The 13,670-nt window shown below is 68.0% G+C and carries 10 protein-coding genes; 1 reads left to right on the plus strand and 9 read right to left on the minus strand.

Annotated features, from left to right (window positions below; all coding sequences use genetic code 11):
* Positions 1-34: 34 nt before the first annotated feature.
* Genes DIZ26_RS05625 through DIZ26_RS05650 form a run of 6 tightly spaced genes read right to left on the minus strand, consistent with a single transcriptional unit; the run spans position 35 to position 6,740 of the window.
* A complete protein-coding gene (locus DIZ26_RS05625) occupies positions 35-1,120 on the minus strand; it encodes an ABC transporter ATP-binding protein (protein WP_112238384.1) in 1,086 nt (361 codons plus the stop codon).
* Positions 1,117-2,109 (minus strand): ABC transporter ATP-binding protein, encoded by a 993-nt coding sequence (locus DIZ26_RS05630; protein ID WP_112238386.1) that lies wholly within the window; start codon positions 2,107-2,109, stop codon positions 1,117-1,119. Before DIZ26_RS05630 ends, DIZ26_RS05625 begins: the two co-directional genes overlap by 4 nt.
* Positions 2,087-3,022: an ABC transporter permease gene (locus DIZ26_RS05635; protein WP_112238388.1), complete on the minus strand. Its 936-nt coding sequence runs from the start codon at positions 3,020-3,022 to the stop codon at positions 2,087-2,089. Before DIZ26_RS05635 ends, DIZ26_RS05630 begins: the two co-directional genes overlap by 23 nt.
* A gap of 7 nt (positions 3,023-3,029) precedes the next feature.
* Entirely contained in the window at positions 3,030-4,028 is a 999-nt protein-coding gene (locus DIZ26_RS05640; RefSeq protein WP_112238390.1) for an ABC transporter permease, read from the minus strand.
* A gap of 37 nt (positions 4,029-4,065) precedes the next feature.
* Positions 4,066-5,775 (minus strand): ABC transporter substrate-binding protein, encoded by a 1,710-nt coding sequence (locus DIZ26_RS05645; RefSeq protein ID WP_112238392.1) that lies wholly within the window; start codon positions 5,773-5,775, stop codon positions 4,066-4,068.
* Positions 5,776-5,807: 32 nt separating this feature from the next.
* Positions 5,808-6,740 (minus strand): ROK family protein, encoded by a 933-nt coding sequence (locus DIZ26_RS05650; protein WP_112238394.1) that lies wholly within the window; start codon positions 6,738-6,740, stop codon positions 5,808-5,810.
* Positions 6,741-6,861: 121 nt separating this feature from the next.
* Between DIZ26_RS05650 and DIZ26_RS05655 the strand changes: the two genes are divergently transcribed.
* Positions 6,862-8,055 (plus strand): ROK family transcriptional regulator, encoded by a 1,194-nt coding sequence (locus DIZ26_RS05655; RefSeq protein WP_112238396.1) that lies wholly within the window; start codon positions 6,862-6,864, stop codon positions 8,053-8,055.
* Between the two features lie 54 nt (positions 8,056-8,109).
* Here the strand turns inward: DIZ26_RS05655 and DIZ26_RS05660 are convergent, their stop codons facing one another.
* From DIZ26_RS05660 to DIZ26_RS05670, 3 genes are read right to left on the minus strand one after another with little or no spacing between them, the layout of a single operon-like run.
* Complete coding sequence (locus DIZ26_RS05660; RefSeq protein WP_112238398.1) at positions 8,110-10,851, minus strand: alkaline phosphatase family protein; 2,742 nt, start codon at positions 10,849-10,851, stop codon at positions 8,110-8,112.
* A gap of 5 nt (positions 10,852-10,856) precedes the next feature.
* Positions 10,857-12,209, minus strand: a complete 1,353-nt coding sequence (locus DIZ26_RS05665; RefSeq protein WP_112238400.1) for an ABC transporter permease — start codon at positions 12,207-12,209, stop codon at positions 10,857-10,859.
* A complete protein-coding gene (locus DIZ26_RS05670) occupies positions 12,209-13,138 on the minus strand; it encodes an ABC transporter ATP-binding protein (protein ID WP_112238402.1) in 930 nt (309 codons plus the stop codon). Before DIZ26_RS05670 ends, DIZ26_RS05665 begins: the two co-directional genes overlap by 1 nt.
* Positions 13,139-13,670 lie beyond the last annotated feature (532 nt).

A 13,670-nucleotide genomic window follows, 5' to 3' on the forward strand; every position in this document is an offset into this window, starting at 1 on the left:
TCTTGCCGCCGGGCGGACCGACGTGGGGATCGGATCAGGCGGCGCCGGTGTCCGGTGGGGTGACGGCCGGGTCCGGGGAGGTGAAGCCGGGGTCGGGTTGGGCGACGTGGCAAGCGGCGGTGTGGCGTTCGCCGAGCAGCCGGAGCTTCGGCGTGATGTGGTGGCACTCGTCGATCGCCAACGGGCAGCGCCAGCGGAACCGGCAACCGGGGGTCGGGTCGATGACCTTCGGCGGTTCGCCCGTGTCACCCTCGACGCCGACACTGAGCGGTGCGCGCGGATCGGGCACCGCGCCGAGCAACAGATCCGTGTACGGGTGTTTCGGGTCGGCCAGGACGGACTCCGCCGGACCGGACTCGACGATGTGACCGGCGTACATGATCATCAGCCGGTCGGCGACGTACCGGGCGCTGGCGATGTCGTGCGTGATGTAGAGGAACGACACCCCGGCCGACTCGCGTAGCTCGGCCATCAGGTTGAGCAGGCCGATCCGGATCGACACGTCGAGCATCGAGACCGGCTCGTCGGCCAGGATCAACTTGGGCTGGTGCGCGAGTGCCTGCGCGAAGCCGATCCGCTGCCGCTGACCACCGCTGAGTTCATACGGATAGCGATGAAGGATGTCGGCGGCCGGTGCCAGGCCGACCTGCTCGACCACCCGCGCGGCTTCGTCGTACCGCTGGTCGCGGGTGAGGTCGGGGTTGTGCAGTTTCAGGCTGCGCAGGATGCCGTGCGAGACGCGGAAGGCGGGGTTGAGCGAGCTGAACGGATCCTGGAAGACCATCGGAACGTCGCCGCGGTACGCGAGTTGCTCCCGGCGTGACCGCATCGCAGACACGGGCCGACCCTGGTAGTAGATCTCGCCGCTGGTCGGCTTGTAGACGCCCGCCAGCAGCCGGGCGATCGTGCTCTTGCCGCTGCCGCTCTCTCCGGCCAGTGCGACGATCTCCTGGCGTTCGACGGTGAGGTTCACGTCGTCGACCGCGTGCAGCATCTTGCGGGAGAAGCCGCGGCCGACCCGGAAGTGCTGAGTCAGGTTCTTGGTCTCCAGCAGCGGGCCGGTCGACGCGTCCGCGGCCGAGTCGGCGGGGGAGAGCCTGTCGGTGCTGACCTCGGTCATGAGGTCGCCTCCTGCTTCGGTTCGGTCAGTACGCCGTCGGGTGCGTGCAGCAGGCACCGGGCCTGCACGGCTCCGACCTGGTAGAGGTCGGGCTCGATCTTGGGGCAGTCGCCGAACGCCACCGGGCACCGGGGATGGAAGCGGCACCCGCTCGGTGGATGGGCCAGGTTCGGCGGGCTGCCCGGGATTCCGGTCAGCGGGACCTTCGGCCCGCGGATCGACGGGAAGGCGTCGAGCAATCCCTTGCTGTACGGGTGGGCCGGATGATCGAACACGGCCCGGGTCGCGCCGAGCTCGACCACCTGGCCGGCGTACATGACCAGCAGTTGGTCGGAGAAGTGGCTGACCAGGGACATGTCGTGGGTGACGAAGACGACCGCGAAGCCGAGTTGCCGCTGCAACTCCTTGATCTGCACCATCAGCGAGCGCTGGGCGACGACATCGAGCGCCGACGTCGGCTCGTCCATGATGATGAGATCGGGCGTGAACAGCAGCGCCATCGCGATCATCGCCCGCTGCCGCATGCCACCGCTGAGCTGGTGCGGGTAGCTCTTCAAGTGGATCGGGTCGATGCCGACCAACCGCAGTACTTCGGCAGGACGGTCGTCGGCCACCGGCTCGTCGTGGGCCATGATCGCGTCGTGGAACTGGGCGCCGATGCTCTTCACCGGATTGAGCGCGTTCATCGCGCTCTGCATCACCACGGAGAAGTCGCGCCAGCGCAACGCCGCCAGCTCCTTCTCGCTCATCGCCACGAGGTTCTGGCCCTGGAACAGCACGCTGCCGCCGGTGATGGCGGCCGGTGGACTCAGCAGTTGGGCGATGGCGAACAGCAGCGTCGACTTGCCGCAGCCCGACTCACCGACCACGCCGACGAACTCACCGGCGTGCACCTCGAGATCCACCCGGTCGACCGCGACCACCGGCTGGTCGCCGGTGTCGTATTCGACGGTGAGATCGCGGACCTCAAGAATTGGCTGACTTGGCACGTCGCCTCCGAACCGGGCGCAGGGCGGGGTTGCTGATCTCGTCGAACGCGTAGTTGAGCAGGGCGAAGGCGACGCCGAGCAGGGCGACCGCGAGGCCGGGGGACAGGGCCCAGGCCGGTAGTCCGTTCACCAGCGCACCTTGGTTCTGCGCCCAGTAGAGCATCGTGCCCCAGCTGAGCGAGTTGGGATCGCCGAGTCCGAGGAACTGCAGGCCGGCCGCCGTCAGAACGGAGTACAGAGCGGCGCCGAGGAAGTTCGCGACGATCAGCGAGATCATCGTCGGCAGCATCTCGACCACGATGATGTACGACCGGCGCTCGCCGCGGCACCGGGCCGATTCGAGGAAGTCCCGGTTGCGCAGCGACAGCGCCTGCGCGCGCATCTGCCGGGCGCCGTACGACCAGCCGGTCAGGATCAGCACGATGATGATGACCGTCAGATTGCCTTTGCCCGCGTACGTCGCCAGCACGATGATCAGCGGGAAGGTCGGGAGCACCAGGAAGATGTCGGTCAGCATCGACAGACCGTCGTCGGCGAAACCGCCGAGGTAGGCGGCCGAGACGCCGATGACCACCGACAGGATGGTCGCCCCGAGCCCTGCGACGACGGCGATGACGAGCGATTCACGGGTGCTGTAGATCAGTTCGGCGTACACGTCCTGGCCGAGGCCCGTCGTACCGAGCCAGTGCTTGCCCGACGGTCCTTCCAGCGGCAGGTCGCCGATTGCGCGTGGATCTCCGTGCAGCCAGGGGACGAACAGGTGCGGGAACGCGGCGAGCAGGACGAACAGCACCAGCAAAGCGGCGCCCAGCATGGCTTTGCGGTTGCGCATGACGGCCCGCAACAGTCCGCCCCGCGGGCGACGGCCCGCACTGGGCGCGGTAGTGGCAGTACCGGCGACGATCGCACTCATTGGTGGCTCACCCCTTCGTCCGGGCTCGGGGATCGAGCAGGAAGACCGCGAAGTCGCAGAGCAGGACACAGATGAGTACGGCGAGCGTCACCAGCAGGAAGAGGGCCTGCAGCAACGGATAGTCCGTACTCACGGTGGCGTTGTAGAACATGTAACCGAGTCCGGGGTAGTTGAAGACGTACTCGACCAGGATCGTGCCGGAGATGACGAAGCCGAGCGACATCGCGAACCCGGACAGGTTGGGCAGGAACGCGTTGCGGCCGGCGTACCCGAACATGATCCGCCGGTTCGGGATGCCCTTGGCCCGGGCCATCCGGACGTAGTCCTCGGCCAGCGTGGCGATCATGTTGTTGCGCATGGTCAGGATCCAGCCGCCGACCGCGGTGATCAAGATCGTCCCGGCCGGCAGGATGCCGTGTTCGAGCACGCTCAGGATGAACTCACCGTTGAAGCCCGGCGTCAGGCCCTGCTCGTAGTTGAAGTCGTTGGGCAGCAGCGGGTTGTTGCCAATGGCAAACAACGAGATCAGCAGCAGCGCCACCCAGAAGTACGGCAGTGCCGAGGTGACGATGAAGACCGGCGGCACGATCCCGTCGATCAGCCCGCCGCGCCGCCAGCCCGCGATGGTGCCGATCAGGGTGCCGAGCACGAACGCCAGGATGGTCGCGATGCCGACCAGGCCGAGCGTCCACGGCAGCGCATGGCCGATCAGCGAGGTGACCGGTACGCCGAGGCTGCTGCCGATCGACACTCCCCAGTGCCCGGTCACCATCGCCTTCAGGTACTCGACGTACTGGAGCAGGATGTTCTTGTCCGGGTCGAAGCCGAACTCGGCCAGCACGGTGCGCAACTGCTCCGGCGAGACCACCGAGCCGCCCTTGCTGAACCTCTCCCGCAAGGCCTGCTCGGGACTGCCCGGCATCATCCGGGGGATGAAGAAGTTCAGCGTCATGGCCGCCCAGAGAGTGAGCACGAAGAAACCGAGGCGGCGGATCAGATACCTCACGGGGGGTCAGCTCCTTGTGCTCACTCTCGCGGACGACTTACTTCTGCGCGGACTTCGAGTACAGGTTCGCGAGCACCTGACCGACGTCGGGGATGTTGTACGGCGCCGGCTGGGCATAGGGGTTGTCCTGCGTCGGCCAGCCCTCGAGGTCCTTGGTGTTGTACTGGTACCAGTCGACCGACTCGGTGGTCGGGATGAGCGGCACGTCCTTGATCATGTACGACGAGATCTGCTTGATCAGCTTGACCTGCGTGTCCGGGTCGGCACTCGCGTACTGGTCGAACAGCTTGTCCACCTCGGGCTTCATGTAGCGCGAGTAGTTGCTGCTGGCCTGCTTGCCGATCGGCGCGCTGTTCTTGGAGTACAGCAGCTGCCGCAGTTCGTAGTACGGCGTCGGGCCACCGGAGAGGCTGGAGTAGGCCAGGTCGTAGTCACCGGTGAAGAGCTTCTGGTTGTACGACTGCTGCTGCAGGTCCTGGACGGTCAGCTCGATCCCGACCTTGGCGAGCTGCTGCTTGACGACCGCGAGCGAGGCGTCCCAGTCGGTGTAGCCGGTGACCGTGATGACGTTGAGCTTGAGCGGGTTGGACGACGAGTACCCGGCGCCCTGCAGCAGTTGCTTGGCCTTGTCCTGGTTCGGCTTGTCGTAGCCGGCCGCCGCGAGCGCGTCCTTGTCGAAGTACTTGTCGAAGGTCGGGGTGACGACGCCGGTCTGGTTGGCGGCCGGCTGGTAGCCGCTCTCACCGATCTTGGAGATCTGCTCGCGGTCGAGGGCGTAGGCGATGGCCTGGCGAACGGCCAGGTTGCTGGTCACCTTGTGCGACGGGTCGAGGTTGGGGATGATCGCGACGTTCGCGGTCGGCGGGAACCAGTAGTTGTTCTGCGGCGACTTCGACTTGTAGAACTTGTCGATGTTCGGGATGTACTGGCCGCCCCATTGCGCCTTGCCGCTGGCCAGGTCGAGGTTGGCCGGGTTGTTGTCCAGGTACGCCGGGTACTGCACCTTGTCGACGTACGGCTTGCCCGGCTGCCAGTAGTTGCTGTTGGCAACGTAGGAGATGTTGTTGCTGCTGCACGAGCCGACCGTGAACGGACCGGTGCCGATCGGCTTGGTGTCGGCCCAGGTGCCCGGCTTGGACGCCGCCTCGCCGGTGGACCAGATGTGCTTGGGGACGATGCCGACCTGGTTGGCGAAGTTGAAGAAGTACGGCTCGGCGGCCGCCTTGAACTTCATCGTCACCTTGTCGCCGCTGGCGGTGACACTGGTCAGGCCCGCACCGGTCCACAGCGAGTACAGGTCGAGGGCCGGCTGCGCCTTCATCTGGTTGAAGGTGTAGACGACGTCGTCGGCGGTGAAGGGCTGGCCGTCGCTCCACTTCACACCGGACCGGATCGTGAAGACGATCGAGTCCTTCTTCGGCGACCAGGCGAACGCGGTCGCGAGCATCGGGGTGGTGGCACCGCTCTTGAGGACGTTGACGAAGGTCAGCGGCTCGTAGACGAAGCCGAGCGCCTGCTGGTTGACCGCCGGGTTGAACGGGTTGAACTGGCACGGCCAGGTCTGCCCGCCGACGTTGGCGATCGTGACCGTGCCGCCCTTCTTGTACGTCCCCTGGCCGCCGCCGCTGCTCGATGCCTGCGGGGTGCCCGACGACGCGCCCCCGATCGGTTTGTCACCACCGCCACAGCCCGCGGCCAGTAGACCGACCGCAATCGCGGTGACGGCGACACGCTTGATGGCCCTCATCCTCTTCTGCCTTTCACTACTGGAACGAATGATCATGCGAAGGCCTCCTCGCCGAGGTCCGCGCCGGCGGCCTGGACTCCCAGGGCGAGCGCCCCGACCAGCGGTGCGTCCGAGGGAAATCGGGCAGTCGTCAACTCCGGTGGATACGGCACCGCCGCGTCCAGGGCGCGCCGCAGGTCCGGCTCGATCCGGTCCCACGAACGCACCATGCCGCCCGCGACGACGATCCGGACCGGGTCGATCGCGATGGCGAGATTCACCACGTGCAGGGCCAGTTCGCGGACGAACTCGGTCGTCAGCGCTGCCGCGTCCGGCCGGGTCTGCGCGAGCGCGAAGACCTCGGCCGCGGTCACCGGCTGCCCGAGCCGGGCGGTGCCGGTCGCTTCGAGCGCCTGGCCGCTCACCACTTCTTCCAGGATCGTGCGCTCCACCTCGGCGATGCCGACGTCCGCTGTGCTGCGCAGGTTGTAGCCGATCTCGCCCGACGCGCCGTGTGCGCCGGAGATGACCGTGCCGCCGGCAACGATCGCCACGGCCAGACCGGTGCCCAGGTTGAGATAGATGCCGGGATCGCACCCGAGCAAGGCACCCCAGCGCAGTTCGGCGGTGGCCGCCGCCTTCACGTCGTTCCCGAGCTGGACCGGTACGCCGGGGAAGGCGTCCTTCACCAACTGCCCGAAGGGGAGTTCGCCCCAGCCCGGAAAGGTCGGCGCGAGGTCGACCCGGTCGTCGTACGGGATGCCGAGCGTCGCCGCGCCCACAGCGACGAGTTCTCCCTGCGGTGCCACGTCCGCCAGCAACTCGTGGGCCGCGGCCAGGCTCCGGGCAAGGGTCGCCGCTGCTCCTGCACCGTCCTGGCTGTCGACAGTCGTGGCGCCGAGGCGCCGGCCAGTCAGGTCGCAGACCGCCGTGGCGATCTTCGTGCCACCGAAGTCGAGTCCGAGGACAACCGGCGTACGAGTCATGGGCTGGCAACTCCTCGTGCCTACCAAATAGAATCAATCGGAAACTACGTTAACTATCACCGTCGGCACAAGGGTCTCCGGTGACGCCGGTATTAAGACTTCGCAACGTAAGGAGCATCTGGTGACCGTTGTCGCGGGAGGTGCCGCCGCGGCCCGCCCGCGTCTGATCCGGGCGATCAACGAGCAGGTACTGCTCGATCACATCCGGCGATCCGGGCCGGTGTCCCGGTCCGAGCTCGCCACGCTGACCGGTTTGTCCAAGCCGACGGTGTCCGCCGCCCTGAGCAGCATCGAGCGGGCCGGACTGGTGCACGCCACCGGTCAGCGAACCGGCAGTCCCGGGCCGGCCGCGATCCTGTACGAGGTGCGCCCGGAAGCCGGGTTCGTGCTCGGGCTCGACGTCGGACGTGAGTACCTGCGCGGTGGGATCGCGGATCTGGCCGGCACCGTTCGCAGCCGGCTGAGCGTGCGGACGAAGGCCGGTGACGCGATGGCCCGGGTCCAGGAGCTGGCCGACCTGGCGACGAAGCTGCTCGGTGAAGCGGGCATCCAGGCCTCGCAGCTGGTGCAGACCGTGATCGGCAGTCCGGGGGTCTACGACCCGAAGCTCGACACGCTGACCCTGACCGGCCGCCTGTCGGGCTGGGACTCACCGGCCGTGCTGACGGCCCTGCGGGCCCGCTTCGGGGCGACGCTGATGATCGAGAACGACGTGGACGCGGCCGCCCTGGCCGAGCGGGTGCACGGTCATGGCCGCGGCGTCGACAGCTTCGCGTTCGTCTCGGTCGGGACCGGGATCGGGATGGGCCTGGTGCTCGACGGCAAACTCCGGCACGGTTCGCACGGCGTGGCCGGTGAGATCTCCTACCTGCCGTTCACCGAGGGCAGCGGTAGCGATGCCAGGGATGCGCGCAAACGCGGCAGCTTCGACGCCTCGGCTTCGGCTGCTGCCGTCGTACGGGCCGCGAGGCGGGCGGGTCTGCGCGGCGCGTCCACGGCGGAGAAGGTGTTCGCGGCGGCGGCCCGCGGCGATGCGGTCGCTGCGGCTGTCGTCGCGGAAGAGGCGTTGCTGGTGGCGAAAGCGGTCTGCTCGGTCATCGCGGTGGTCGATCCCGACCTGATCGTGCTGGGCGGCGGCATCGGCCAGGCGCCGGGCTTCCTCGAGGCCGTCGTCGGCCAGCTCCGCCGGCTGGCCCCGGTCCTGCCGGACGTGAAGGCCAGCGTCCTCGGCACCGAGACAGTCGTCGCCGGCTGTATCGCGGCCGGCCTCGACCAGGCCTGGGAACAGCTCGTCGGCCAGATCTCACCCGCCTGAGACGCCGGAACCCCTGACCGGCGAACAGCACCGATCAGGGGCTCCGGACAACGATCAGCCGTCGGACTCCGGTGCCGGGAGGTAGGAACCCGGTACGTCGGCCGGGGCGACGATCTTGGTCTCACCCGGGTACGGCGTCGACCAGTCGTGTGCTTGGTACCAGTCGAAGTGGTTCATCTGCGCGGGGTTGGCGAAGTCGGCCCGCGCGTTGGGTCCGGTCGTCCGCTGCTGGGACTTCCACGCTTCCCACTGCGCCGCGACCGCTTGCTGGTCCGCCGGTACGACGGCCTTCGGCGCCGGCGCCGCGTTCGGGTTCTGGGCCGCCGGAACGTCCGGGCCGCACGGCGGCAGTGTCTTGAGACCGGCCGTCAGCGAGGTCCGGTTCGGCACGGCGGTGAACGGCGTGAAGTCCGGCTTCGTCGTGAAGGCGGTCGCCATCGGCGTCGCCGCGGTGTCCTTCTGGTTCATCGGCTTGATCCCGAGGATCTGCTCGATCGTCCGGATCACCGTGATCTGGGTGTAGTAGCGGCTGTCGACGACGCCGTGCTGGGCCCACGGGCTGATGATCTGGATCGGTGCCCGGTGGCCGTCGATGTGGTCCAGCCCCGCCTGGGAGTCGTCCTCGAGGATGAAGATCGCCGAGTCCTTCCAGTACTTGCTGTGTGAGATCTGGTCGACGATCCGGGCGGTGGCCAGGTCGTTGTCCGCGACCTGGGCGGGGCCGCTCGGCGGGCCGCCGGTGTGGTCGTTGGACAGCCAGAACATGTTCAGCGCGGCCGGTCCGGTCCGCTCGAAGTCGCGCTTGAAGATCTCGGTCTTGTAGATGTCCGGCACGCTGGTGTCGAACAGCGGGAAGCCGGGCACCGAGACGGCGTTCAGCGACGGGATCGCCGAGCCGGTCTGGATCGGATAGGCGGTGTCCTGTCCGGTCTTCGCCATGTTCAACGTGTCGCAGTACAGGTTCTGCCAGGTCGCGCCGTCCGGCTTGACCTCGATCGACTGGAACTCGCCGTAGTCCTTGACGGACTTACCGGCTGCCTGCGCACCGGTCCAGAGGAAGCCGCTCTTCTGGTGGCCGAGCGCGTCGTTCTCGGTGTCGTAGCTGCGCAGGTACTCACCGGCCGACGACTCGGTGTACTCCGGGTTGTCGGCCTGCATGAGCCAGTTGTGCCCCTCGGCGGAGTTCGTGCCGATGTCGTAGGTGTTGTCGTAGAGCCCGAACTGCTTGGCCATCGCGTGCTGGTTCGGCGTGACGTTCTCGCCGTACTGCGCGAGCGCGGGATCTCCGTTGCCCTCGGGGATGTCGCCGTACACCTGGTCGTAGGTCCGGTTCTCCTTGACGATCAGGAAGACGTGCTTGATCGTCGACGGGTCACCGAGCTTCACCGGCACCGGAACAGGCTTCTTCCCTGCCTTGTCGTCGCCGTGAGCCGAGTCCTTCGTCCAGCCGTTCTGCTGGAAGACCTTGTCGGTGCCGGCCCGGATGGCGTGGTCGTCCGGCAGCGTGAACCGGGTGAGGCTCGACGTGGTGTCGTGGGTGCTGTGGCCCGCGGCGGTCGTCGTACGGCGGGCGTCGACACCGCGGGTGTTCGACACCACGATGTCCTTGCCGACCGTCGCGATCTCGGCGGGGAAGTAGTCCGTCGGCAGCAGGCCGACGTAGCTGACCGGCTCCAGCGGATTCCGGTACTTGTAGACGGCCACCGCGTTGGCCCGGCCGAGTGTCACCAGCAGATGACCGTCGTCGGTGAGCGTGACGCTGTTGGGTTCGTAGCCGACCGACGCTTCCGGCCACGGCTGGGTGGCGATGGTCTGGACGACCCTGCCGCGCCGGGTGTCGATGACCGAGACGTTGTTGCTTGCCGTGTTCGTCACGAAGACGGCGCCGTTCTTGGCGTACATCGCGGTCGGGTGCAGCCCGACGCCGATGCTCGCCGGCGCGGCGGCAGGCTTCGACAGGTCGATCACGCTGACCGTGCCGGTGGTGGTGGCCGCGGTGAACTGCGAGGCCGGGACCTGAGTGCCGTACGACTCGATGGTCGGCTCGCCGGGCCTGGCCGGACGGCCGCCCTCGTTGCTGACGTAGAGCTTGTCGCCGACCATCACCAGGTCCCGCGGCGCGTTGCCGACGGCCCAGCTCTGCTTGACGGTCCCGGTCGCGGTGTCGATCGCGACCACCTTGTTCTGGCCGTTCACCGCGGAGTACACGGTGGTGCTGTCCGATGAGAACACGGCCTCGCCGACGAGAGCGCGCTTGGTGCCGTCGGCAGGGATCGCCACGAACGTCGGGTCGGCCAGCGAGCCGTCCGGGTTCACCGTGAACTTCCGGTAGCCGTCGGCCTGGCCCAGCCAGACCTGCGAGCCGTCGGGGGAGTACGTCGGGCCTTCCTGGCCCACGTCGTTGCCAGGGATCTTCAGGTCCGCGGCGGCGTTGTTGCCGACGTACTGCTGGACCTTCCAGTTCTTCAGGTCGACGATCGCGAGCGCCATTCCGCCGTCGGCGACGGAGGCGGCCAGGTGGCTGCCGTCCGGGCTGACGGTGGACGACATGATCTTGCCCTTCTGGAGCACGAGGCGGTCGCCGAGCGGGTCGAGGTACTGGTCGCTGGAGATGACCTGGCCCTTGTCGGTGATTTGGCCGACCTGCTCGGTGCCGAACTGCTGGGTCGAGGCGACCGCGGTGCCGGCCAGCGCCACGGCGACGGCGGTCGTCCCGGCCGTGACTAGCGGAATCCGGCGGCGAAAACGGCTGGTGAAGCCCTTTTCGTCACGCCTGCGACGGCGTGTTACCTGCATAGGGGCTATCCCTTCGGGGTGGACGGAAGCAGTTCGATGGAGCCGTCGAACTGCCAAAGCGGGTTCGGTGCGTCGCCCGCCGGGGTCCGGACCAGGAAGAAGCCGTTGACTTCCTTCGGTCCGTCCCCGTCGGCGACGTACCGACCGAGTGGGGTGATGTCGAGTTGGTAGATGGCCGAGCCGGCCGCTTCGACACCAGGCAGGTGCCAGCTCACGACGCAGCGCCAGTCGTTGCCCGGTCCGACGGCGGCGACCTGGTCGCCGCCCTTGGTGCAGGCGGCCGAGGTCTGCAACTGCTCCTCGGTGACGGCCGGCCGGTTGAGCTGCCTGGTCTGCAGACGGTAGAGGTGAGCGAAGGACGTGGCGACCGATTGCTGCACCTTGTCCTGATCGATCCCGGAACCGGTGGCCCCGGTCGTCCCGATGACGACCGCGACGGTGATTGCGAACAGGGCGACCAGCGGCAGCAGTCCCGCCGTGATCGCAGCACGACCCGAGCCGTCGTGGACCGGGTTGGTGAAATCCCTGCGCAGGAAGAGGAACAGGGCCAGTGCGGTCGCCACAACCGCCCACACGAGACTGACCACCACGCCGATCATCAGGGGTTCAAGCTGGCCGGGGCTGGTGAACAGGACGTTCCAGCTGATGAAGGCATAGCCGGGCAGGGCGAGGCGGATGGCTACCGGAACCGGCAGCAGCTGAACCAGTTGCATCGCCAGCGCAACCATTGCCGGTAGCAACAATCCCATCGGGGACCGGCCGAACGCGACCGAGCCGAGCAGGCCGATGGCGGCGAGCGCCAAGGTCGGGGCGAGCGCACAGAGCCAGGCGAGCACGACCTTGCCGGCCGCGTCGCCCGCGGACAGCACGTGACCGTCGAGACCGATCAGCGGCCGGTTGCCGATCACGACGACCCCGCTGATCGCACTGGATGCGACGAGGCCGACCACCAGCACCAAGATCACGGTGAGGCTGGCGAGCGCCTTGGACGCGAAGATGCGCCGCGGCGACCGCACCGCCACCAGCAGGTGCCGCCAGGTGCCGAGCCGGTCCTCGACAGCGAAGACGTCCCCGGCGACGAGCGACGTCAGTAGTGGAAGGGCCCACGAACCCGCGAAGCCGAGGATGACCAGTGGTCCGGCCCACCCGGTGGCGTGCATCCAGCGACCGAAGAGGGTGTCGACCGGCAATGAGGACTGCCGGCTGATGACGGCGACGAAGAGCGCCGGCGCGAGCCAGCAGGCGACGATGAGCAGGCGCACCCGCCATTGCGAGAGGAGCTTGGTCAGCTCGAAGCGGTAGCCGCGCAGTACCGGGACGGGACGGACTGCCGCCGGGGTGGCGACGGTTGCGGTCATCAGATGGACTCCGGCTGCTCGGTCAGGGCAAGGAAGGCGGCCTCGAGTGGCGAGATCACCGGTGCGAGTTCGCGGACTGCGACGCCCGCGAGCACGAGCTTCTTCACGAGGTCGTCCAAGGCGGGCACCGGCGCGGACACCACGAGCAGCTCGGCATCACGCCGTACGCCGGTGTCGTCGACGACCCGGATGCCGGAGGTGTCGCCGGCCAGTCGGCGGGCGGTCGCCGCGTCCGAGGTGACGAGGCGGTAGTCGAGTTCGTGGGTCTCGGTGGCCAGTTTGGTCAGGGGGCCGGAGAAGGCGACCCGGCCGGTGGACAGGATGGTGACGTCCGAGCACAGCGCCTCGACGTCGTCCATCCGGTGACTGGACAGGACGACGGCTGTTCCCTCGGCGGCGAGCTTCGCGAGGACGCCGTGCACGTGCTTCTTCCCGGCGGGATCGAGGCCGTTCGAAGGTTCGTCGAGGACGAGCAGGCGAGGCTTGGTGAGTAGCGCGGCGGCGAGACCGAGGCGCTGCCGCATGCCGAGGGAGAAGCCGCGGACCCGGTCGTCGGCGAGATCGGTGAGGCCGACTTCATGGAGCACCTCGTCGATCCCGGCCGTCTGCTCTTTTCCGCGCAGCGCGGCGAGGGCGGCGAGGTTCTGCCGGGCGGTGAGGGAGGGGTAGAGGCCGGGGCCGTCGACGAAGCCGGCCACTCCGTCGGGAGCGGCGAGCGCGCGGCCTACCGGCGTACCGAGGATTTCGAGCCGGCCGCTATCGGCGACGGCCAGGCCGAGCAGGAGGCCGAGCAACGTCGTCTTGCCTGCTCCGTTCGGGCCGACCAGGCCGTGCACCTGCCCGGCGGCCACGTCGAGATCGATACCGTCGAGCGCCACCACCTCACCGAAGGACTTGGTGATCCCGCGAGCCCGGACGGGCTTGTCCATGAGTTCCTTCTTTCCCGACTTCTACGGAACATAGTTACGCTTTCCACCCTCGCCTGCTTCAAACGTCTAGTTGAACGTTGGGCAAACGTCAGACGACACTCCGTCACCAACAACCGCCGGCAACGCAGCCATCCGCAGCGCCGCCGACCAGTGCCGTCCCCGACAGCTCCGCCGACCACCAGCCATCCGCAGCGCCGCCGACCACTGCCGTCCCCGACAGCTCCGCCGGCCACCGCGACGTCGATCGGATCACCCCTCGCGACTTCCCCCGCCTCACCGAGGCCGCCCCGTAGGCGAAGCCCCGGCCCACCTTTTCCAGCGAACTCACCCTCCGGCGAACCCACCATTTCGGGGGTCAACCCCTCAACTGGTGGGTTGTCCGCCTGCATACCGCGCGCCAACCCACCGTTTCAGAGGGCAGCCCCTCAACCGGCGGGTTGTTCGCTTGCTGTCGTGTGCGAAGCCGGCGAACCCACCGCTTCGGAGGTTGGCGGGTGGAATGGTGGGTTGTCTGCCTGCATACCGCGCGCCA

It is taken from the genome of Kribbella monticola (assembly GCF_003261635.1).
GTDB lineage: Bacteria > Actinomycetota > Actinomycetes > Propionibacteriales > Kribbellaceae > Kribbella > Kribbella monticola.